The sequence below is a fragment of the Myxococcus xanthus genome, from assembly GCF_006402735.1.
GTDB classification, from domain to species: Bacteria; Myxococcota; Myxococcia; order Myxococcales; family Myxococcaceae; genus Myxococcus; species Myxococcus xanthus_A.
The window spans coordinates 7772349-7793450 of sequence record NZ_CP017174.1; the positions used below are offsets into that span (position 1 = coordinate 7772349).

Sequence of the window (21102 nt, forward strand, 5' to 3'; positions counted from 1 at the left end):
ACAACGCACCGCGTCTATCGCGTCACACGCGCACGACACTGAGGACTCTCGCCTGGAGTGCGACCTACCCGCGCTCGTTGGACTTCCAATGACGTTCATCCGTCCACGTGGAGACATGCGCTTCGGCGGAGGGACACTGGGACGGAACTGGAAACGTGGCATGTTGCGCTCGCCATGGCCGTCAGCGTCTTCGACCTCTTCAAGATTGGAATCGGACCCTCCAGCTCGCACACCGTCGGGCCCATGCGGGCGGCGCGCATGTTCGCCCGGAAGCTGGCGGACACGGGCGTGCTGGAGCGGCTCACCCGGCTCAAGGTGGAGTTGTTCGGCTCCCTGGGAGCGACGGGCAAGGGCCACGGCAGCGACAAGGCCCTGGTGCTGGGCCTGATGGGCGAGACGCCGGAGGGCGTGGACGTGGAGGCCGTGCCCGCCATCATTTCCCGCTGGCGCGCGGAAGGCCGCGTGGCGCTGCTCGGTCAGCGCGAGGTGACGTTTCGTGACGGCGAGCACCTGGTCATGCACCGCCGGCGCTCGCTGCCCTTTCATCCCAACGGCATGCGCTTCACCGCCTGCGGCGGGGACGGAGCGGAGCTGGCATCGGCCGTCTACTACTCCGTGGGCGGCGGCTTCATTGTCGACGAGTCCGCCGCCGTGGCGGGCAAGGACCCGCTGAGCAAGGACACCACGCCGCTGCCCTTCCCCTTCCAGTCCGCCGCCGCGCTGCTGGCGCACTGCGAGCGCGAGCGCATGAGCTTCAGCTCGCTCATGCTCGCCAACGAGAAGACCTGGCGCGACGAGGCGGAGATTCGCGCCGGGCTGCTGCGCATCTGGGACGTGATGCAGGCCTGCGTGCGCCGAGGCTGCACCAGCGGCGGCATCCTCCCCGGCGGACTCAAGGTGGAGCGCCGCGCCGCGGGCATGTACCAGAAGCTCATCAGCCGCCCCGAGGCTGGCCTCACCAACCCGCTCACCGTGCTGGACTGGGTGAACCTCTACGCCCTGGCCGTCAACGAGGAGAACGCGGCGGGAGGCCGCGTCGTCACCGCGCCCACCAACGGCGCCGCGGGCATCATCCCCGCCGTCCTGCACTACTACTGGCGCTTCGTGCCCGGCGCGAACGAGGACGGCGTGGTGCGCTTCCTGCTCACCGCCGGCGCCATTGGCGTGCTCTACAAGGAGAACGCCTCCATCAGCGGCGCGGAGGTGGGCTGCCAGGGTGAAGTCGGCAGCGCCTGCTCCATGGCCGCGGGTGCGCTCACGGAGGTCATGGGGGGCACGCCGCTCCAGGTGGAGAACGCGGCGGAGATCGCCATGGAGCACAACCTGGGCCTCACCTGCGACCCCATTGGCGGACTGGTGCAGGTGCCGTGCATCGAGCGCAACGCCATGGCCTCCGTGAAGGCCATCAACGCCACGCGCATGGCCCTCTCTGGCGACGGGCGTCACTTCGTGAGCCTGGACAAGGTCATCCGGACGATGCGCGACACCGGCCGCGACATGAAGGACAAGTACAAGGAGACGTCGCGGGGGGGGCTGGCCGCCAACGTGCTGGAGGTGGCCAACCTGAGCGTGGGCCTTCCGGAATGCTGAGCCACAACCAATCTCCGTCGTAGTCGTTGTGCTGTGCGTGGGTTGCGCGGAGCGCCGGACACGCTCTAAGACGCGCGGCAAGAGCGCGGCCACGCCAGGCCGCCTCGTGAGGACCCACTCCCCATGCTCAAGAAGATTCTCGTCGGCCTCGCCGCCGTCATCCTGCTGTTCGTCGGCTTCGTCGTCACCCGCCCCGACACGTTCACCTATCAGCGCGCCGCGGTGCTCCCCGTGTCCGCGGACATCGCCTTCGCGCTGGTGAATGACTTCCACCGCTGGACCGAGTGGTCCCCCTGGGACGGTCTGGACCCGCAGGCGCAGCGCACCTACTCCGGCGCGGAGTCTGGCACCGGCGCGGGCTACGCCTGGGTGGGCAATGACCAGGTCGGTGAGGGCCGGATGACCATCACCGACAGCAAGGCCAACGAGCAGGTCACCATCAAGCTGGAGTTCATCAAGCCCTTCGCCGCCACCAACACCAGCACCTTCGCCTTCAGCGCCGCCGAGGGCGGCACCCAGGTCGTCTGGGCCATGTCGGGCGAGAACAACTTCGTGAGCAAGGCGATGAGCCTGTTCATGGACATGGACGCCATGATTGGGAAGGACTTCGAGAAGGGCCTGGCGACCATGAAGGACGTCGCCGTGGCCGACGCGAAGAAGCACGCGGAGGCCGAGGCCGCGCGCATCGCGGAGGAGAAGGCTCGCACGGAAGCCGCCGCCGCTGCACCGGCCGGAGAAGGTGCTCCCGCCGTGGCCGCGCCCGCCGTGCCGTGATGCACGCCTGACGCCACGGGGTTCGAGCGCGCAGTGGCGGACACTGCCACGCGCGCGAGTGCCGACTCGCCGACGTCCCCCCAAGCCTCATGGCCCCAGGGTGGACGCGGCCAGCGTAGACGGCGCCTTCACCTCTCTCGTTGGCGACAGGCACCCATGAAACCGCGCAAGCCCTCGGCGAAGACCCGGCCCACCACGCTCAAGAGCGAAAGCCTCGAACCCCACCGGATGCATGCGGAGGGGAAGGTCCTCACCACGGACCAGGGCATTCCCATCTCGGACACGGACAACTCGCTGAAGGCAGGCATCCGCGGCCCCACGCTCCTGGAGGACTTCCACTTCCGGGAGAAGATGATGCGCTTCGACCACGAGCGCATCCCGGAGCGCGCCGTCCACGCGCGCGGCGCGGGCGCCCACGGGTACTTCCAGGTCTACAAGTCGCTGGAGAAGTACACCCAGGCCCGCTTCCTCACCGACCCATCCCTGCGCACGCCGGTGTTCGTGCGCTTCTCCACCGTGGGCGGCTCGCGTGGCTCGGCGGACACCGTGCGTGATGTGCGCGGCTTCGCCACCAAGTTCTATACGGAGGAAGGCACCTTCGACCTGGTGGGCAACAACATGCCCGTCTTCTTCATCCAGGACGGCATCAAGTTCCCGGACTTCGTCCACGCGGTCAAACCCGAGCCGCACAACGAAATCCCCCAGGCGTCCTCGGCGCATGACTCGCTCTGGGACTTCGTCTCGCTCGTCCCCGAGACGACGCACATGATCATGTGGCTGATGTCGGACCGCGCCATTCCGCGCAGCTTCCGGATGATGGAGGGCTTCGGCGTCCACACCTTCCGGCTGGTCAACGCGGCCGGCAAGGCGACGTTGGTGAAGTTCCACTGGAAGCCGCTGCTGGGCAACCACGCGCTCGCCTGGGACGAAGCCCAGAAGCTGTCCGGCAAGGACCCGGACTTCCACCGCCGCGACCTCTGGGAGTCCATCGAGAAGGGCGACTTCGCCGAGTACGAGCTGGGGCTCCAATTCATCCCCGAAGGCGACGAGCTCAAGTACGGCTTCGACCTGCTGGACGCCACCAAGCTGCTCCCCGAGGAGCTGGTGCCGGTGCAGCGCGTGGGCAAGCTGACGCTCAACCGCAACCCGGACAACTTCTTCGCGGAGACGGAGCAGGTCGCCTTCTGCGTGGCCAACGTCGTCCCCGGCATCGACTTCACCAATGACCCGCTGATGCAGGCGCGGCTCTTCTCGTACCTGGACACGCAGCTCACGCGGCTGGGCGGACCCAACTTCGCGGAGCTGCCCATCAACAAGCCGGTGTGCCCCGTCACCAACCACCAGCAGGACGGCTTCGGGCGGCAGACGATTCCCACGTCTCGCGCCAACTACCATCCCAACTCCCTGGGCGGCGGCTGCCCGGTGCTGGCCAACCCCACGAACGCCTTCCGCCACTACCAGGAGCGCGTGGAGGGCCACAAAATTCGCGCGCGCAGCGGCAGCTTCAGCGACCACTTCAGCCAGGCCACCCTTTTCTACAAGAGCCTGTCGAAGCCGGAGCAGGAGCACCTCGTGGCCGCGCTCGAGTTCGAGATTGGCAAGGTGGAGCGCGTGGAGATTCGCGAGCGCGTGGTGAACCAGATTCTGGTGAACGTGGACCCGGAGCTGGCCGTGCGCGTGGCGCGCGCCGTGGGCGTCACGCCGCCCAAGGTGTCCAAGCCCCCCAAGCCGTCCAAGGCCGCGGGCAAGAAGGCGGCGCCCTCCGTGGAGACGTCCCCGGCGCTGAGCATGGAGAACTCGCCGCATGACTCCATCCGGACGCGGAAGATCGCGGCCCTGGTGTCGGACGGTTTCGCCGGCAAGGAGCTGGACGGCGTGCGCAAGGTGCTGGAGGAGCGCGGCGCGACGCTGGAGCTGGTGGGCCCCACGCTGAGCCCGGTGACGAGCCAGGAAGGCCGGGAGGAGCGGCCCCTGCGGACCTTCTCCACCGCGTCCTCCGTCATGTACGACGCCGTCTACGTGCCCGGTGGAGAGAAGAGCGTCGCGGCCCTGCGGCGCGTGCCGCTGGCGGTGGACTTCGTGCGCGAGGCCTACGTGCACTGCAAGGCGCTGGCGCTCTCCGCGGACGCCGACACCCTGCTGGACGCCGCGGGCGTGCGCGACCTGGAGGCGCCGCCGAGCAAGGGCCTGGACGCCACGCGCGGCGTCGTCCGCAGCGCGAAGATGGAGACGAAGGGCTTCGGCCAGCTCTTCGCCGAGTCCATCGCCCGCCGCCACTGGGAGCGTGAGGCCCCGCCCCCCGCGTAGCTCAGCCGCCCCACCCCATCCGCCCCGCGAGCAGGCCCAGCACGAAGGCCAGCACGGCCAGCAATCCCGCCCAGAGGGGCGGGACGCCCGTCGCGCGGGCGGAGGCGGCGGGGCCCGCGACGCGCACCGTGCCCGCTTCCTCGGGGACGATGACGCGGACCTTGATGACGGCCTGGGTGAGCACGGCCTCGACGTCGGAGAGGAAGCGCTCGTACTCCTCGGCCTGCATCTCCAGCGGCTCGCCGTGGTGAAGCTCGTACCGCTTCGCCACCGCCTCGAAGTTGCGGAGCTGGGCCTCGCGCTTGGACACGTCCACCCAGCCACACGTCAGCGAGCTCCCCGCGCCCTTGCGAGGCACCAGGGAGATGGCCTGCCGCGCCAGCTTCCCGCCCGCGGTGCTGGGCCCTTCCGGCTCGTCGATGCGCAGCACCCGGTGAGGGCCGCGGCCATACATCTTCGTCGACAGCGCGTCGCGGAGCTGCTCGGCCAGCAGCGCCGAGTGGTTCGCGAACATCGTCCGCAGCGCGGGGGCCTCTTCCGCGGCCACCACCTTCGCGCCCAGGGGCTCCAGCGGGCTCAGGCGCACCACGCCCACGCTGGCGGGGGACGCACTGGCCTTCGGCGGGCTGGCGCGCTTCTCCGGAGCGCCCACCACCCCTCCCGTGGCCTTCGCCTCCGGGCCTCCGCGTGGCCTGGGAGGCTTCGGGGGCATGACGTCCGTGTGGACCTCGGCAGGCGGCGCTGGCGGCTCGGTCCGCGCGCTCCTGGCAACGCCGCGTGAGCGACCCGCCCGGGCAGCCCGAGCGTCGGGGACGGGCCCCATCCGCATCTCCAGCGCGAGAGGCTCCAAGGGGGGCAGGTCTTCCACCTGGGAGAAGGACTCCACGGGGCCCATGCGCGTCTCCTCGGTGAGCGGCTCCACCGGGCCCATGCGCGTTTCCTCGAAGCGAGGCTCCACGGGCCCCATGCGCGTCTCCTCGGGGCGCGTGAGGAGCGGAATGTCCCGCGTCGCGTCCTCGTCCTCGTCCGGGGCGATGCGTGGCTCCTCGGAACGCCCCGGGCGACCGGGCCGCCTCTTCCCGTCAGACATGTCCGTCCCTCTCCCGGGCGAGCATACTTCAAGGCCGGGCCGGCGCCCCTTCACGGACGCCTCCCGGCCTTCACCGCCCTGGATGCCGCGGACTCAGGCCCCCGTCGCCGGGGCCGGCGTCTCGCCTCGTGGCAGGACGGCCTGCATCACCAGGCCCAGCACCACCACCAGCGCGCAGCCGATGACGTTGAACCAGAGGTAGCCCACGTCCGAGAGGAAGAAGAGGGCAATCACCGTCGCCTGGGAGATGACGGCCGCCGCGAACACGGCATGGCCGCGAACGTGCTTCACGAAGAAGGCCACCAGGAAGATGCCCAGCACCGTCCCGTAGAAGATGGAGCCCAGGATGTTCACCGCCTGGATGAGGTTGTCCAAGAGCGACGCGAAGGTCGCGAAGCCCACCGCGACGACGCCCCAGAACACGGTGAACAGCTTCGACGCCACCAGCACGTGCCGGTCGGAAGCGTTGCGCTGGAAGACCCGCCGGTAGAAGTCCACCGTCGTCGTCGTGCCCAGGGCCGTCAGCTCGCTGGCGATGGAACTCATGGCCGCGGACAGGATGACGGCGATGAGCAGGCCGAACAGTCCGCTGGGCAGCCAGCGCTTCACGAAGGAGATGAAGATGTAGTCGGAGTCCTTCGTCTCCGCGCCGGGCAGCGCGCGGACCACCAGGTCCTTGGCCTCCTTGCGGACGGCGCTCGCCTCCTGCGCATGGCCTTGCAGCAGCGCCCGCGACGCATCCCCGGCCGCCACGTCGCCTGAATCGACGGCCGACAGGTAGCGCTCCACTTCCGCGCGCTTGCCGGACTGGACCTGCTCCCACTTCGACTCCAGCGCGGCGTACTCGGCCGCCTGCGCCGTGCCCTGCACGCGGGTGCGCAGCGCCTCGTTGAAGAGCAGCGGCGGCGTGCTGAACTGGTAGAAGGCGAAGACGAGAATCCCGACGAAGAGGATGAGGAACTGCATCGGGATTTTCAGCACGCCGTTGAAGAGCAGCCCCAGCCGACTCTCGGAGATGGAGCGGCCGGAGAGATAGCGGCCCACCTGCGACTGGTCCGTGCCGAAGTACGACAGGGACAGGAACAGTCCTCCGGTGATGCCGGACCAGAAGTTGTAGCGGTCCTGCATGTCGAAGTCGAAGCTGACCACGTTCATCCGGCCGAATGCGCCCGCGACGTCCACCGCCTTGCCGAACGACACGTGCTCCGGCAGCCGCCAGACGATGACGATGGCGGCCACCACCATGCCGCCCATCATCACCACCATCTGCTGCTTTTGCGTCTGGCTCACCGCCTTGGCCCCGCCCGTCACCGTGTAGAGGATGACCACCGCGCCCATGACGATGACGGTGGGCTCCAGCGGCCAGCCGAGGATGGCGGAGAGGATGATGGCGGGCGCGTAGATGGTGATGCCGGCCGCGAGTCCCCGCTGGATGAGGAAGAGGAAGGCGCCCAGCAGCCGCGTCTTCAGGTCGAAGCGTGACTCCAGGTACTCATAGGCCGTGATGACGTTCAGCCGGTAGTAGATGGGCACGAAGACGGCGCTGATGATGATCATCGCGATCGGCAGTCCGAAGTAGAACTGCACGAAGCGCATCCCGTCCTCGTAGGCCTGCCCGGGGACGGAGAGGAACGTGATGGCGCTGGCCTGTGTGGCCATCACCGCCAGGCCGATGGTGGGCCATTTCAGCTCGCGGCCGCCGCGCAGGTACTCCTCGCTGGAGGCCGCGCCGCGGGACTTCCAGATGCCCCACACCACGATGAACGCGATGGTGCCACCGAGCACCACCCAGTCGAGCCCCGTCACGAATACACCTCCGTGAGCACCCAGCCCAAGGCGAGGAACAGGACGAAGGTGCCCAGCACCAGGATGTAGATGTTGCGCCACGAGCCCAACAGCGGCGGCGCGTCATCGAGCTCGGGCCGGGGCGCGGGGGCCTCGGCGGAGGGCTCACTCGGATTCAGATGGGGGGCAGTGCTCATTGAGAAAGGATGTTGGCCAACAGGCGGTAGGCGCCGGGAACTCCGGCGGGAAGCTGACGGAAGAAAGCGAGGCCCGTGTAGACGAACGTGCCCTTGCCATGGCGGGCGACCAACAGCGCGCCCTGGAGCGGCGCCTCGCCGGCATCGTGCATGGCGAACACGGGCTGGTAGCGAGCGTCCCACGACGACGCGAAGTAGAGACCGCGCTCCTGGACCCAGCCCTCGAAGTCCGCGGCCGTCAGCGCATTGGGCGTGCGCAGCAGCGGCTCATCGGCGCGGAGCGGCGTCATCACGGCCGTCTCGTCCGTCACCCGGTCGCGACCAATCTCCAAGGGATAGGGCCCGACAAAGGACGTGAGCGGCCCCACGCGGCTGTTGGTGTTGTACTGCACCACCAACCGCCCACCGCCTTCCACGTACTGGAGCAGCCGCTCCCGATGGACGGTCAGGTGCGTGTTTGCGTTGAAGGCGCGCACGCCCACGAGGATGGCGTCGAAGCGCTCCAGCTTCTCCCGGGCCAGCCGCTCCTCGGGAAGCAGCGTCACCTCATAGCCCACCGCGCTCAGGCTCTCCGCGACGCGGTCGCCCGGCCCGGGGATGTAGCCGATGCGCTTGCCCTTCATGGCCAGGGAGAAGGGCACCACCGTGGCCGTGGACGGCTGGCGCACCGTCAGCGGCGGGATGTGGGGATAGGACACGGAGCGGGCACGCCAGGACCAGGCGCGGTCCCCCACGTCGACATCCACGGAGAGGTCACCCTTCTGCGTCGAGCCCTGGGGCGGCGTCACCTGGAAGGTGATGGTGCGCTCGTCGCCGCGTGTCGCGAGCTTGAACTCGACCGACGCGGGCTCCACGCGCCAGCCAGGCGGCGCCACCATCCGCACCGTGCCCGGCACCTGATCCATCCCCGCGGCCAGCACCACCGGCACGACACGGGACTCGCCGTTGGGGAACATGAGCACGTCCTGCGCCAGCGTGGCGGTGACGGGCGGGACGACCTCGAAGTCACGGTAGAGCTCGCCGCTCACCGGGTCCGTCCAGACGTAGACCGCCGGACGCACCGCGCGGAAGCGCCGGCCCGCGACCTTGTATTCGAACGCCACCGACAGCGCGGGAACGCCCTCTGGCTGGCCGGTGAGCGCGCGGTCCTCGCCTTCGAGCGTATAGAGTCCTCCGGTGACGGGCTCGCGGAGCCAATAGGGAGTGGAGATGGGCGCCGTCGTCGGCAGCGTCACCGTGCGCGACAGCTTCAAGGGCACGTTCGCCCCCAGCGCCTTCCCCACGGCCTCGGGTTTCTCGCCTGGCAGCGTCAGCCCCACCCACTCGACGGCGGCGGGAGAGCGGTTCAGCGCCACCACGTCCAACGCCACCGGCAGTCCCGGGATGCCCGTGGGCGCGGAGGCTCGCACCTCCAGGAACAGGCCCGCGCAGGCGGCGATGAGCGCCTCCGTCTCCCGCAGCTTGGGCGCCTTCCACGGGTGGGTGTCCGGCAGCGCGGTCAGCGCCTCGTGGACGCGGACAAGCGCGGGAAGGGAGCGGTGGGGGGCGCGCGCATCGAACGCCTTCGTCGCAGCGGCCACCGCGCGGGACACGGCCTCGGAGCCCTTCCAACGTTTCCAGGAGAAGTCGAGCCCCTCGAACACATCGCGCTTTGGCAGCGTCCCCGCCAGCGGTGTGAAGTACTCCGTGCTGGGGCCTCGGTCCGTGGCCTGGCCGAAACCCTGGCTCTTGTGCTGGCTGCGGCTCTCCGCAGCCACCTCGCCCCACGAACGCCCGAGCAACGCGTCGTAGCCGCCCACCTCCAGCTTCACGTAGCGGGACAGGTCCTCATCGGGCTTGAACCACCATTGGGAGGCGTTCTGCAGCAGGCGGTCCGTCTTCCAGGGCTTCACCTCGGAGAGCTGCTCGGGGAAGCGCTTCGGGTCGGCGGCGGCGATGAAGGCCTCCGCCGCGAGCAGCGCCGAGGCCGTGTGGTGGCCGTGGTTCGGCGGCTCCGTGGTGAAGCGGGTGATGATGACGTCCGGCTGGAAGCGGCGGATGGCGAGCACCACGTCCGCCAGCACCGCTTCATGTCCCCAGATGCGCAGCGCCTCTTCCGCGCTCTTCGAGTAGCCGAAGTCCCGCGCCCGCGTGAAGAACTGCTCCGCACCGTCCACGCTCCGCGCGGCGAGCAACTCGTGCGTGCGGATGAGCCCCAACAGGGCGTCCTGCTCGGTACCGATGAGGTTCTGCCCACCATCGCCGCGCGTCACGGACAGGTAACCCGCGCGCAGGCCGCGGTCTCCCACCAGCCACGCGAGCAAGCGCGTGTTCTCGTCGTCCGGGTGGGCCGCGACATAGAGAACACTGCCCGTCACACCGAGCCGCTTCAGGCCCGCCGCGATTTCACCCGCGTGGAGCTGCCGAGGAGGCTGCGCCACCGCCGTCGACCCGATTCCAAGGCTCATGGCCAGCGTCATTCCGAGGAGCAGGTTCCGCATTCGGGCGGACCCTATAACAAGCCTCTTCCCTGCGCGCGGCTCGCGTTCGACCCGGGATGACACGCGCCGTCACGGCCGCACATGACGTGCAGGCGTGCACTTCCGGTGGCGCGTCCGCCGCGACCTGTTATCACGGCATGCCGTGACGTCCTCGTTCTCGACCGCGTGGCTTCGCGGAGATGCGTCCGCGCTCTCCTTCCTTTCCGACGACTATCGACACCGTGAAGCGCGCGCCCGGGCCGTGGCCGCCGCCGCGTCGCGCGCGGTGTCGCCCGCCTTGCTGGACGTCCTCGGTGCGCAGAACGCGCGCCTCGCGCCCAGTCCCGCGCGGGAGCGCAACCTCGCGCTGCTCGCGCAGCCCGGCACCGTGGCGGTGGTGACGGGGCAGCAGATGGGCCTCTTCCTGGGGCCGCTGTACACGCTCTACAAGGCCGCATCCGCCATCGTCACGGCGCGCGCGCTTCGGGAAGAAACCGGCCGGCCCTGTGTTCCCGTCTTCTGGCTCCAGACGGAGGACCACGACCTTCCGGAGATTGACCACTGTGTCATCCCACGTCCGGGCGGAGGGCCATGTCGACTGGCGCTCGAGCTTCCGGATGCAGCAGCGTCTCGAGCGCCCATCGCCCACCGTCACCTTGGACCGAGCGTCCTCCCCGCCCTGGCCACCCTCCGCGCCGAGTTGGAAGCAGAACCCCACGCGGAGGAATTCCTCTCCCTGCTGGAGCGGGCCTACCGTCCCGAAGCCACGCTCGCGGGAGCCTTCACCGACGTACTGTCATCCCTCTTCGCCGACGAGGGACTCGTCTTCGTCGACCCGAGAGACGCACGGCTGGCGCCACTGGCCGCGCCCGTGCATCGCTTCGCCCTCCAGGAAGCGGGGGCACTCGCCTCGGTGCTCGCGGCCCGAACGGAGGCGCTCACCCGCGCGGGCTACACGGTGCAGGTCCATGTCCGTCCGGGCTCGCCGCTCAGCTTCTTCTCTCCGGATGCGCTCGATGGCCCGCGCTACCGACTGGACCCGGCGGAAGCGGGGGCCTGGAGTCTGGTGGGTCACCCGGACAGCAGCGCCATCACCCAGGACGCGCTGCATGCCGCCCTGGAGCGAGAGCCGCTGCGATTCACCACGTCCGCGCTGCTGCGTCCCCTCCTCCAGGACACCTGGCTCCCCACGGCCGCGTATGTCGGCGGCCCGGGCGAGCTGGCCTACTTCGCGCAACTGGCACCGCTCTACGCCCACGCGGGACGTCCGATGCCGCTCGCCATTCCTCGGGCCCGCTTCCGGGTGCTCGATGATCGCGCGCGACGGTGGCTCGGCAGGGTGGGACTCCAGCCGGATGAGGTGAACGTGCCGCGCGACACGCTGCTCACGCGGCTGGCCACGCGTGATGCCCCGGAGTCGCTGGAGACGCCCGAGGCTCTTGAGGCCCGCCTCTTCGGCGCATTCTCCTCCGAATTGGAGCGCGTCGCCGGGCAGGTGTCGGCGGTGGACGCGAACCTCCAGGATGCGCTGCGCCGCACCGAGGGCACGGTGCGTGTCGCGGTGTCCCGTCTGACGGGCCGCTACCGCCGCGCGCTCGCCCGGCGCGATGCCACGGCGGCCGAACAGGTGGACCGCCTGCGCACCTTCCTCTTCCCGGAGGGCGCGCCCCAGGAGCGGGTCCTCGGGCTGCCCTACTTCGCCTGCCGCATCGGGGCGCGAGCCTTCACCCAGTTGGTGCTGGACGCGTGTGTCCCCTTCTCCGGTGACTCGAAGGACCTGACGCCATGAGCGCGAACGGCACCGCCTACGGCATCGACGTGCTCGCCTTCGGCCCCCACCCGGATGACGTGGAGCTGTTCTGCGGCGGGCTGCTGGCGAGCATGGCCGCCCGTGGCTACCGCACTGGCATCGTCGACCTGACGCGCGGCGAGAAGAGCTCGCGCGGCACGCTCCAGTCCCGCGCGGAGGAGACGGAGGCCGCCACCCGCGCGCTGGGCCTGGCCCACCGGGAGAACCTGGAGCTGCCCGACGGCTGGCTCAATCCGTGGGCGGGCTTCGACACGCCCGAGCCCGAGCGCGCCCGCACCGCCGCCGTGGCCCGCGTGGTGGAAGCGCTGCGCCGCCTGCGTCCGGAGCTGGTCGTCGTGCCCTGGGAGCAGGAGCGGCACCCGGACCATGAAGCCGCCAGTGCGCTGGTGACGCGCGCCCTCTTCTTCGCGGGCGTGCGCAAGTTCGACGCCGAGCCCGCAGCGGAGCCCTTCACGCCGCGGCAGGTCCTCTACTACCCGCTGCGGCACCTGGCCGAGCCCAGCGTCGTCGTCGACGTCTCCGCCGTCTATGAGCGCAAGCTGGCGGCGGTACATTGCTACGCCAGCCAGGTGATGCCCCGGCCGGACGCCCCGCCCACGCTGGTGGGCTCACCGCTATCGCTGTCCTCGCTGGAAGCCAGGGATCGCTTCTATGGCGCGCAGATTGGCGTCACCCACGGCGAGCCCTACGTCCTCCGCGAGGCGTTGGGACTGGCCGACCCGCTCGACCACTTTCGCAGGAATAGCTTCGCCCGACCCCTGTTCTTCCCGGCACGCACATGAACGCCCCGCTCAACGTGGCCATCACCTGCTTTCCGACCTTCGGTGGCAGCGGCATGGTCGCCACGGAGATTGGCCTCGCGATGGCGGACCGGGGCCACCGCGTCCACTTCATCGCTCGGGACCTGCCGGTACGCCTCCATGGCGCGAACCGGAAGGTCGTCTTCCACGAGGTGACGGAGAGCGACTACCCGGCGCTCCAGCAGTCCAGCACCTATCCCATCGCGCTGGCCTCCAAGATGATCGAGGTCGCCAACTACGAGCGCCTGGACATCCTGCACGTCCATTACGCGGTGCCTCACGCCACCGCCGCGTGGATGGCGCGTGAGGTGCTGGGCCACAAGGCGCCGCGAGTCGTCACCACCCTGCACGGGACGGACACCACGCTGGTGGGAATCGACCCCAGCTACCTGCCGATTACGCGCTTCTCCATCACGCGAAGCGACGCGGTGACGGTGCCGTCGGCCTACCTGCGCCGCGCGACGTGGCGGGGCTTCGACATTCCCGAGAGCGTCCCCATCGACGTCATCACCAACTTCGTGGATACCGCCCGCTATGCCCCGGTGCGAGACCGCGCCTGCCTGCGCGCGCTCTTCCCGGCCCTGCGTGACCACGAGCCGGTGCTCATCCACGTCTCCAACTTCCGGCCGGTGAAGCGCATCGTCGACGTGGTCGCCATCTTCACCGAGGTCCACCGCCACCGTCCCTGCCGCCTAGTGATGGTGGGGGACGGTCCGGAGCGCTCGCCCGCGGAGCGGATGCTGCGGGAGATGGGCCTGGAGGGCCGCGTCGCGTTCCTCGGCAAGCAGGACCGCTTCGAGGAACTGGTCGCCGCCTCCGACGTCTTCCTGCTTCCCAGCGAGCAGGAGAGCTTCGGGCTCGCCGCGCTGGAAGCGCTCAGCTGCGGCATTCCCGTGGTGGCCAGCGACCTGGGCGGAATCCCGGAGCTCGTCACGCACGGGGAAACGGGCTTCCTGGCGCCGCTGGGTGACGTCCCGGCCATGGCCCGGCACGTGCTCACATTGGTCGAGGACGCGGAGCGTTGGCAGGGCTTCTCGCACCGCGCGCGGGCGCAGGTCCTGGAGCGCTTCCAGAAGGAACCCGCCATCGACCGCTACGAAGCGCTCTACCGCCGGCTCCTGACGGGGCCCCTCCGTCGCTGAGGAGCCCCGGGAGCGGCTGGCTACTTCTTGTTCTTCCACTCCGCCAGCGCCTTGGAGACCTGGTCACGGTAGAAGAAGTTCTTGTCCTTCTGCCCCAGGTCCCACGCGGCCTGCGCGGCCTTGCGGGCCTCGCTGTACTTGCCCATCTGCGACAGGACACCCGCGCGAACCCAGTGGTTGTACCAGGTGGGGTTGGCGGCCACGGCCGCGTCGGCGTGATTCAGCGCGGCGGCGTAGTCCTTGGTGGCCTCCGCCACGTAGGAGGCGGCGCTCGCGTGCATCATGGCCGTGCTCTTCTGCGCCTGCTCGATGTTCGCCTTCGCGAGGGCGGCGGTGTCCACAGTGATGGGCACGGAGATGCGCAGCTTCTCCCACTCCAGGTCCAGCCGCGTGCCGGTGTCCGTGGTGTCGGTGAAGAGGTACGTCAGGCGCTCGCGCGACGGAATCTCCGTGGTGGTGGCGCTCACCGAGGCCACGTCCTTGGCGGTGTCGTAGGGCGCGCCGCCCCGCCACAGGCCCAGGTCCGTGTTCAGCATCACCTTCCAACCCTTCTGCGAGGGCAGGCTGACGATGGCGTAGGAGCCCGCCGGAACGGCCTTGCCGCCAAAGGTGACAGGGTGGCTGAAGGTAATCTTCGTCGCCGAGTTGGCGCCGCTGCGCCAGGCCTTGTCATTGGGGACCAGCTCGCCCCAGACCTTCCGGCCCTTCACCGCGGGGCTGGAATATTCGACGGAAATCTCGGAGACACCCACCTCTTGCGTCACCTTCGCCGCGGGGCTGGCGGCCGGCAGCTTGAGTTGAGCCAGCGCGGGCATCGCCGACAGGGTCATGAGCGCGGAGGCCATACAGCTGAGAAGCTGGTTCTTCATCGTCCTCACTTCGTCCTTTCCGACCCGGAGGGGTCGCAGAGCCGGCGGAGTGTATAGACGAGGTCTCGCTCCACCTCACGTTCCACCTTGGCCTGCACCGCGTCATGCGGCGACCGTCCAGGGAGGGGCTCGGGCGCCCTCTACACACGAATGGAGGTGGACATTCCGTGACATTGCGCGGTTCCCCCGCGCGCCCACACTGGCCATGCTGCGCGCCGAGGAGACCCATGAAGCTCACGCGGCTCGAGGTCCATCACTACCGGAACGTCGTCCCTGGCACCTCGCTGGTGTTCAGCCCGTCCTACAATCTGGTGCTGGGAGAGAACGGCACCGGCAGGACGACGCTGTTGGAGCTCATCTCCACGGTGCTGGGCTCGGACTTCTCCAGCCTCATCCACGAGCCGTTCGCGCTGGAGTACGACCTGGCATTCCCAGGCATGAAGCTGCACGTCTTCGTCCGGAACGAGGAGAACGCTCCTGCGCCAGACGCGGAGGCACCGCCGCGAAAGGGCTCCGCGCTGATGCCGCTGCGTACACCCGCGCTGGATTCCTCGCTGCACCCGCGCATCGAAGTGGACGTGCTGTTCCATTCGCCGTCGGCCAGGTTGGTGATGCGTGCGGACGCAGCGGGCATGGACTGCAAAGTGGACGGCGAGGCCGTGTGGTCGCGGAGCATGCACTGGTCGCTGCTGGACCGGTCGGTGTGGACGCTGCTGTTCATGACGGCGCAGTACATCGACGCGGGGATGAAGGAGCGGCTCAAGGAGCTGCTGCGCCGCACGTTCCTGCTGGCGCCGCAGCGCTTCGACGAAGCGCTGGGGATGTTCGAGCGCATCGGCGCCATCCGCTACGCCATGGAGGTGCGGGACGGCGAAGTGTTCCCGCTAGGGCTGATGGCCCTGCCCACGTGGATGCCGGGCTGGCTGCGTGAGCAGATGGAGCAGCCATCCGTTACGGACGTGCTCGAGCTGACGCACGACGCGCGCGAAGGCAGCTTCCTGGCGAAGTTCGTGGCGCTGGCGGGCTTCGAGGCAGGCCGCTTCCGCGTGGAGGTGCTGGAGAAGCGGTCGTTCGAGAACGGAGGGCGAGTGGGCTTTGGGGGCTTTGGCTTCGAGTTCACGAGGCGCGATGGCCGGGTGCTGACACACGAGGCGCTGGGCTTCGGGCAGAAGCGGCTGCTGTCACTGCTCTATTACTTGGACGTGAACGAGGACTTCGCCATCGCGGACGAGCTGGGCAATGGGCTGCATCCGCGCTGGGTGGAAGCGAGCATGCGGGAAATGGGCGCGCGGCAGGTATTTCTCACCAGCCAGAATCCGCTCCTCTTCGAGCACACGCTGTTTCCGTCCGCCGAGGCGCTGAGGGCGTCGCTCCTGCTGTGTGGCAACACGCGAGAGGACGGGCCGGAGCGCATCGCGTGGAAGAATCCCACACACGAGGTCGCGGGCCGGCTCTTCGACGCGCACGGGCTGGGCGCACACCCGCTGGCTGAGCTGCTGCGCCAGCAGGGCCTGTGGTGAGCCCCGGCCATCGGCACGGGCGTGCGGCCGTTTCATTCTGAGGCGATGGAATGCACCGCGGGCGCCTCGGTGTCCGCTGCGGCCAACCGGTACCTCCCCGCGGGCGCGCGTGTCTCCGGCGGGTGTCCCCGAGGGTGCCTGCTCGCTGGGGCATTTGCGTGATTGCCTCGCGAGTGCGGTCGAATCTCCCAAGAAACAGCGCCTCGGGACTCCTAGGGTGGCTCATGGGTGGCCCGGGTAGAGGGAGCGGTTCGCATGCGGCGCATTCGTGTCATCGACAGTCATACCGGGGGTGAGCCCACGCGCGTGGTGACGGATGGAGGCCCGGAGCTGGGAGCGGGCGACCTGGCGAGCTTGCGCGAGCGCTTCCGCGAGAAGTTCGACGCCTTTCGCAAGGCCATCGTCTGCGAGCCCCGTGGGTCCGACGTCATGGTGGGCGCGCTGCTGTGTCCGCCTGTCAATGCGTCGAGCGTCGCCGGCATCATCTTCTTCAACAACGTCGGCTATCTCGGGATGTGCGGCCACGGGACCATCGGCGTGGTGAAGACGCTGGAGTACTTGGGGCGCATCGGTCCTGGCGTCCACTCGCTGGAGACTCCCGTTGGCGTGGTGAAGGCCACGCTGCATCCGGATGGGCGCGTCAGCATCGCCAATGTGCCGAGCTACCGGTGGGCGCATGACGTGGCGGTGTCTGTGCCGGGACATGGCGAGGTGCGCGGCGACATCGCCTGGGGCGGCAACTGGTTCTTCCTCTCCCGTGCCACGCACCTGCCGCTGGAGCTGTCGCGGACTCCCGCCCTCCTGGCGTACACCTCCGCCATCAAGCAGGCGCTCTCGGACCAGGACATCACCGGGGAGGGCGGCGCGGAGATCGACCACGTCGAGCTGTACGCCCCCTCTCCGACGCCGGGGGTGGATGCTCGCAACTTCGTGCTCTGTCCAGGGCTGGCCTATGACCGCTCGCCATGTGGCACCGGGACGAGCGCGAAGGTCGCGTGTCTGGCCGCCGAGGGTGTGCTCGCGGAAGGCGCGACGTGGGTGCAGGAGAGCATCCTCGGCAGTCGCTTCGAGGCGCGCTACGTCCGGGACGGTGCGCGCATCCTGCCCACCATCACCGGCACCGCGTCCGTCAACGCGGAGGCCACGTTGCTGGTGGACCCGACGGACCCCTTTGCCTGGGGCATCGGATGAGCGCCTTCGACTGCGTCATCGTCGGCGGTGGCATCGTCGGCGCGGCGCTCGCGGATGTGCTCAGCGCCGACGGCGTGTCGGTGGCGCTCGTCGAGGCGCGGTCCATTGGTGCGGGGACGACGGCGTGCGGAATGGGCCACCTGGTGGCCATGGATGACAACGCGGCGGAGCTCGCGCTGACGTCGTGGTCCGTGTCGTTGTGGCGTGAACTCGCGGATGGATTGCCTCGCGCGGTGGAGTACGACGCGTGTGGCACCCTCTGGCTCGCCGCCGATGACGAGGAGATGGCCGCTGTCTCCGCGAAGGTGGCCAACTACCGCGCCGCGGGTGTCCGTGCCGAGGTGCTCGACAGCGCGGCGCTCCATGAGGCCGAGCCCGCGCTGGCTCCGGGACTCGTGGGGGCGCTGCGTGTCGTGGATGATGCCGTGCTGTATCCGCCGCTCGCCGCGCGGACCTTCGCGCTGCGTGCCCAGGCTCGAGGTGCGCGGCTGATGACAGGGTGTCCGGTTCGGGAGCTGCGCTCGGGAAGTGTCGTGATCTCCAATGGGGAGGTGCTGACGGCACGGCACATCGTGCTCGCGGCGGGCGTGGCCAGTCCCACGCTCTGCCCTGGGCTGCCCATCTCTCCGCGCAAGGGGCACCTGCTCATCACCCGGCGCGGGGCTCCCGTGGTGCATCACCAACTGGTGGAGCTGGGCTACCTCAAGAGCGCGCACGGCACGGACGGCGCTTCCGTGGCGTTCAATGCCCAGCCGCGTGTCACGGGGCAGCTCTTGCTGGGCTCGTCGCGACAGCCGGGCGATGCGACGCGCGAGGTGGACGCGGCGCTCCTGGAGCGCATGCTGAAGCGCGCGGCCATGTTCCTTCCGGGGCTCGATGGCTTGCAGGCACTGCGCGTCTGGACGGGGCTGCGTCCGGCGACACCCGATGGTCTGCCCTTGCTGGGGCCTCATCCGGAGAAGCCGTGGCTCTGGCTGGCTTGTGGCCATGAGGGGCTCGGTATCACCACCGCCACGGGCAGCGCGCGACTGGTGGCGGACCAGCTGCTCGGGCGCACCAGCCCCATCGATGCGCGTCCGTATTCACCCGCGCGCTTCCTGGCGGTGTCCTCTCGGGAGGTCGCTCATGCGTGAGCCCGCGTCGAAGGCCACCCCGCTCGTCACCCTGCGCATCAACGGACGTGCTGTCACGGTGCCGGTGGGAACGTCTGTCGCGGCTGCGCTGGCGATGACGGACCGCTTCGTCAGTCGCGCCGACTTGAGCGGGCGCCCCCGCGGGCCCCTCTGCGGAATGGGGGTCTGCTTTGAGTGCCGAGCCACCATCGATGGTGTGCCCGAGGTCCTCATGTGCCTGACGCCGTGCCGTGAGGACCAGGAGGTGGTGACCGATGCGTGAGGCCTGTGACCTCGTGGTCGTCGGCGCCGGACCTGGCGGACTCGCCGCCGCTTGCCGTGCGGCCGAGGCGGGGCTGGATGTGCTCGTCCTCGACGCCCAGCCCGAGCCCGGTGGTCAGGTCTGGAGAGGCGAGGCCCGAAAGGGCGCGAATCGCCTCGCGCGCCGGTGGCTCACCCGCTTCGCCGCGTCGGGCGCTCGCTTTCGTCCAGGCGCCCGCGTCGTCGCCGCGCCCCAGCCGGGAGTGCTCCTGGTCGAAGAGGGCTCCTCCTCGTTCGCGGTGCGCTACGGCCGCGCGGTGCTCGCCACCGGCGCACGCGAGCGCTTCCTCCCGTTCCCCGGCTGGACACTGCCGGGCGTGCTGGGCGTCAGCGGCCTCCAGGTGCTCGTAAAGGATGGCTTCCCCATTCGCGGCAAGCGCGTGGTGCTCGCCGGCACGGGCCCGCTGTTGCTCGCCGCCGCCGCGACGATTCACGCCCACGGTGGCGAGGTCCTCTACATCGCCGAGCAAGCCTCCGCCGCGAGCCATTGGGGCTTCGCCCTCCAGCTCTGGCGACACCCGGCCAGGCTGCTCCAAGGCGCCTTGATGTCCGCGGCGCTCATCAGCGTGCCCACGTCCACGGACGCCTGGGTCATCGCCGCTGAAGGCGAGGGCCGGGTGGAGTCGGTGCGCCTGTCCGTGCGCGGTCGCGAGGAACAGCCGCGGTGCGACTACCTGGGCGCGGCCTACGGGCTCGTGCCCAATCTGGAAGTGGCCCGGATGCTGGGCTGTGAAACCTCGGCCAGCGCGGTGGTCGTGAACGAGCGCCTGGAGACGCGAGTCCCCAAGGTCCACGCCGTGGGCGAGCTGCTCGGCATCGGCGGCGTGGACCAGGCGCTCGTCACTGGAGAGCTGGCCGGACTCGCCGCCGCCGAGCAACCCATCCCCGTCGAGCTGGAGCACACCTGGCATCGCGTCCACGCGTTCGCCGCCCAGCTCGCGCTGCATGACGCGCCACGCGCGGAGCTGCGACGACTGGCCACGCCCGACACGCTGCTGTGCCGCTGCGAGGACGTGCCCATGTCCGCGCTGGAGGGCTGTCAGAACCTCCGCGAGGCCCGGCTGTACGCCCGGCTGGGCATGGGCGCCTGCCAGGGCCGCACCTGCGGCACGGCGGCGCAAACCCTCTTCGGCTGGCCGGGCGAGGACGTGCGCCCACCGTGTCTTCCCGCGCGCATCGGCAGCCTGCGCCTTCCCTCGGACGTTTCCTCTACCCACACGAGAGAGTCATGAACCTCTGGACTGGTGTCCTCCCCGCCATCACCACCCCCTTCAACGCGGACCTGTCCGTCGACCACGGCACGGTGCGCTCACACGTGCGCTGGCTGGTGTCGCAGGGCTGCACCGGCATCATCCCCTGCGGCTCACTGGGCGAGGGCGCGACGCTGAGCCAGGAGGAGAAGGTCGCGGTGATGCGCACGTGCGTGGACGCGGTGAAGGTGCCCGTCATCCCGGGCATCGCCGCCCTGTCCACGGCGGAGGCCGTGCGGCTGGCTCGCGCCGCGGAGGAAGCGGGCTGCGCCGGGCTGATGGTGTTGCCCCCGTATGTCTATTCCAGCGACTGGCGCGAGATGAAAGCCCACATATCCGCCGTCCTGCGCGCCACGAAGCTGCCGTGCCTGCTCTACAATAACCCCGTCGCCTACAAGACGGACTTCACCCCCGCCCAGCTCGCGGAGCTGGCCGCCGAGCATGACAATGCGGTCGCCGTGAAGGAGTCCTCCACCGACGCCCGTCGCGTCACCGCCATTCGCGCCCTCCTGGGAGACCGGCTGGCCGTGGGCGTGGGCGTGGACGACTGCCTCGTCGAGGGCGTGGACGCGGGCGCGCGCTTCTGGGTGGCGGGGCTGGTCAATGCGTTCCCCGCCGAGTCCGTGCGACTGTTCGAGCTGGCCCTCGCTGGAAAGAAGCAGGCCGCTTTCGAGTTGTACCGCTGGTTCCTGCCGCTCTTGCGCCTGGACACCGTCACCCGGTTCGTCCAGCTCATCAAGCTGGTGCAGCAGGAAGTCGGCTGGGGCCACGAGCGGGTGCGTGGACCTCGGCTGGAGCTGGCGGGTGCCGAGCGCGAGGAGTGTCTGCGCGTGCTGCGCGAGGCCCTGGCGAACCGGCCCGCGTTGTAGCGACCCGTCGCGAAGT

The 21102-nt window shown here is 69.6% G+C and carries 17 protein-coding genes; 12 read left to right on the forward strand and 5 right to left on the reverse strand.

The window, feature by feature from the left end; translation table 11 throughout:
- Positions 1-174 precede the first annotated feature (174 nt).
- The 3 genes from BHS09_RS31905 to BHS09_RS31915 all read left to right on the forward strand — a co-directional run bounded on the left by BHS09_RS31905 (position 175) and on the right by BHS09_RS31915 (position 4671).
- Positions 175-1590: an L-serine ammonia-lyase gene (locus BHS09_RS31905; protein WP_140795169.1), complete on the forward strand. Its 1416-nt coding sequence runs from the start codon at positions 175-177 to the stop codon at positions 1588-1590.
- A gap of 123 nt (positions 1591-1713) precedes the next feature.
- The gene (locus BHS09_RS31910; RefSeq protein ID WP_140795170.1) at positions 1714-2364 is read left to right on the forward strand and encodes an SRPBCC family protein; all 651 of its coding nucleotides are present in this window, start codon (positions 1714-1716) and stop codon (positions 2362-2364) included.
- 156 nt (positions 2365-2520) lie between these two features.
- Positions 2521-4671 (forward strand): catalase, encoded by a 2151-nt coding sequence (locus tag BHS09_RS31915; RefSeq protein WP_140795171.1) that lies wholly within the window; start codon positions 2521-2523, stop codon positions 4669-4671.
- 1 nt (position 4672) lies between these two features.
- Here the strand turns inward: BHS09_RS31915 and BHS09_RS31920 are convergent, their stop codons facing one another.
- The 4 genes from BHS09_RS31920 to BHS09_RS31935 all read right to left on the reverse strand — a co-directional run bounded on the left by BHS09_RS31920 (position 4673) and on the right by BHS09_RS31935 (position 10223).
- Positions 4673-5761 carry a hypothetical protein gene (locus tag BHS09_RS31920; RefSeq protein WP_140795172.1) on the reverse strand — a complete coding sequence of 363 codons (1089 nt, stop codon included), beginning with the start codon at positions 5759-5761 and terminating at the stop codon, positions 4673-4675.
- A gap of 93 nt (positions 5762-5854) precedes the next feature.
- Entirely contained in the window at positions 5855-7567 is a 1713-nt protein-coding gene (locus BHS09_RS31925) for a sodium:solute symporter family protein (RefSeq protein WP_140795173.1), read from the reverse strand.
- Positions 7564-7743, reverse strand: a complete 180-nt coding sequence (locus tag BHS09_RS31930; protein WP_140795174.1) for a hypothetical protein — start codon at positions 7741-7743, stop codon at positions 7564-7566. The genes BHS09_RS31925 and BHS09_RS31930 overlap by 4 nt, the downstream gene beginning before the upstream one ends.
- Positions 7740-10223: a PIG-L family deacetylase gene (locus tag BHS09_RS31935; RefSeq protein ID WP_140795175.1), complete on the reverse strand. Its 2484-nt coding sequence runs from the start codon at positions 10221-10223 to the stop codon at positions 7740-7742. Before BHS09_RS31935 ends, BHS09_RS31930 begins: the two co-directional genes overlap by 4 nt.
- Positions 10224-10317: 94 nt before the next feature.
- Between BHS09_RS31935 and bshC the strand changes: the two genes are divergently transcribed.
- Genes bshC through bshA form a run of 3 tightly spaced genes read left to right on the forward strand, consistent with a single transcriptional unit; the run spans position 10318 to position 13954 of the window.
- Positions 10318-11991 carry a bacillithiol biosynthesis cysteine-adding enzyme BshC gene (bshC, locus tag BHS09_RS31940; protein ID WP_174260604.1) on the forward strand — a complete coding sequence of 558 codons (1674 nt, stop codon included), beginning with the start codon at positions 10318-10320 and terminating at the stop codon, positions 11989-11991.
- Positions 11988-12794: a bacillithiol biosynthesis deacetylase BshB1 gene (gene bshB1 / locus BHS09_RS31945; RefSeq protein WP_140795177.1), complete on the forward strand. Its 807-nt coding sequence runs from the start codon at positions 11988-11990 to the stop codon at positions 12792-12794. The genes bshC and bshB1 overlap by 4 nt, the downstream gene beginning before the upstream one ends.
- Positions 12791-13954, forward strand: a complete 1164-nt coding sequence (gene bshA / locus BHS09_RS31950) for an N-acetyl-alpha-D-glucosaminyl L-malate synthase BshA (protein ID WP_140795178.1) — start codon at positions 12791-12793, stop codon at positions 13952-13954. The genes bshB1 and bshA overlap by 4 nt, the downstream gene beginning before the upstream one ends.
- Positions 13955-13974: 20 nt before the next feature.
- Here bshA and BHS09_RS31955 read toward each other — a convergent pair whose 3' ends face one another.
- The gene (locus BHS09_RS31955; RefSeq protein ID WP_237077642.1) at positions 13975-14823 is read right to left on the reverse strand and encodes a DUF2911 domain-containing protein; all 849 of its coding nucleotides are present in this window, start codon (positions 14821-14823) and stop codon (positions 13975-13977) included.
- A 227-nt stretch (positions 14824-15050) separates the two neighbouring features.
- Between BHS09_RS31955 and BHS09_RS31960 the strand changes: the two genes are divergently transcribed.
- The 6 genes from BHS09_RS31960 to BHS09_RS31985 all read left to right on the forward strand — a co-directional run bounded on the left by BHS09_RS31960 (position 15051) and on the right by BHS09_RS31985 (position 21086).
- Complete coding sequence (locus tag BHS09_RS31960) at positions 15051-16343, forward strand: ATP-binding protein (protein ID WP_174260605.1); 1293 nt, start codon at positions 15051-15053, stop codon at positions 16341-16343.
- A gap of 255 nt (positions 16344-16598) precedes the next feature.
- Complete coding sequence (locus tag BHS09_RS31965) at positions 16599-17534, forward strand: proline racemase family protein (protein ID WP_140799902.1); 936 nt, start codon at positions 16599-16601, stop codon at positions 17532-17534.
- Entirely contained in the window at positions 17531-18667 is a 1137-nt protein-coding gene (locus BHS09_RS31970; RefSeq protein WP_140799903.1) for an NAD(P)/FAD-dependent oxidoreductase, read from the forward strand. Before BHS09_RS31965 ends, BHS09_RS31970 begins: the two co-directional genes overlap by 4 nt.
- Positions 18660-18929 (forward strand): (2Fe-2S)-binding protein, encoded by a 270-nt coding sequence (locus BHS09_RS31975; protein WP_140795183.1) that lies wholly within the window; start codon positions 18660-18662, stop codon positions 18927-18929. The genes BHS09_RS31970 and BHS09_RS31975 overlap by 8 nt, the downstream gene beginning before the upstream one ends.
- Positions 18922-20199 carry an NAD(P)/FAD-dependent oxidoreductase gene (locus tag BHS09_RS31980; protein ID WP_140799904.1) on the forward strand — a complete coding sequence of 426 codons (1278 nt, stop codon included), beginning with the start codon at positions 18922-18924 and terminating at the stop codon, positions 20197-20199. The genes BHS09_RS31975 and BHS09_RS31980 overlap by 8 nt, the downstream gene beginning before the upstream one ends.
- Positions 20196-21086: a dihydrodipicolinate synthase family protein gene (locus tag BHS09_RS31985; RefSeq protein ID WP_140799905.1), complete on the forward strand. Its 891-nt coding sequence runs from the start codon at positions 20196-20198 to the stop codon at positions 21084-21086. Before BHS09_RS31980 ends, BHS09_RS31985 begins: the two co-directional genes overlap by 4 nt.
- Positions 21087-21102: the final 16 nt, after the last annotated feature.

Bases quoted from the DNA above. Each gene is read 5' to 3' on its own strand.
- BHS09_RS31905 (WP_140795169.1), top strand. From the start codon at position 175: ATGGCCGTCAGCGTCTTCGACCTCTTCAAGATTGGAATCGGACCCTCC.
- BHS09_RS31910 (WP_140795170.1), top strand. From the start codon at position 1,714: ATGCTCAAGAAGATTCTCGTCGGCCTCGCCGCCGTCATCCTGCTGTTC.
- BHS09_RS31915 (WP_140795171.1), top strand. From the start codon at position 2,521: ATGAAACCGCGCAAGCCCTCGGCGAAGACCCGGCCCACCACGCTCAAG.
- BHS09_RS31920 (WP_140795172.1), bottom strand. From the start codon at position 5,761: ATGTCTGACGGGAAGAGGCGGCCCGGTCGCCCGGGGCGTTCCGAGGAG.
- BHS09_RS31930 (WP_140795174.1), bottom strand. From the start codon at position 7,743: ATGAGCACTGCCCCCCATCTGAATCCGAGTGAGCCCTCCGCCGAGGCC.
- BHS09_RS31935 (WP_140795175.1), bottom strand. From the start codon at position 10,223: ATGCGGAACCTGCTCCTCGGAATGACGCTGGCCATGAGCCTTGGAATC.
- bshB1 (WP_140795177.1), top strand. From the start codon at position 11,988: ATGAGCGCGAACGGCACCGCCTACGGCATCGACGTGCTCGCCTTCGGC.
- bshA (WP_140795178.1), top strand. From the start codon at position 12,791: ATGAACGCCCCGCTCAACGTGGCCATCACCTGCTTTCCGACCTTCGGT.
- BHS09_RS31955 (WP_237077642.1), bottom strand. From the start codon at position 14,823: ATGAAGAACCAGCTTCTCAGCTGTATGGCCTCCGCGCTCATGACCCTG.
- BHS09_RS31960 (WP_174260605.1), top strand. From the start codon at position 15,051: ATGAAGCTCACGCGGCTCGAGGTCCATCACTACCGGAACGTCGTCCCT.
- BHS09_RS31965 (WP_140799902.1), top strand. From the start codon at position 16,599: ATGCGGCGCATTCGTGTCATCGACAGTCATACCGGGGGTGAGCCCACG.
- BHS09_RS31970 (WP_140799903.1), top strand. From the start codon at position 17,531: ATGAGCGCCTTCGACTGCGTCATCGTCGGCGGTGGCATCGTCGGCGCG.
- BHS09_RS31975 (WP_140795183.1), top strand. From the start codon at position 18,660: ATGCGTGAGCCCGCGTCGAAGGCCACCCCGCTCGTCACCCTGCGCATC.
- BHS09_RS31980 (WP_140799904.1), top strand. From the start codon at position 18,922: ATGCGTGAGGCCTGTGACCTCGTGGTCGTCGGCGCCGGACCTGGCGGA.
- BHS09_RS31985 (WP_140799905.1), top strand. From the start codon at position 20,196: ATGAACCTCTGGACTGGTGTCCTCCCCGCCATCACCACCCCCTTCAAC.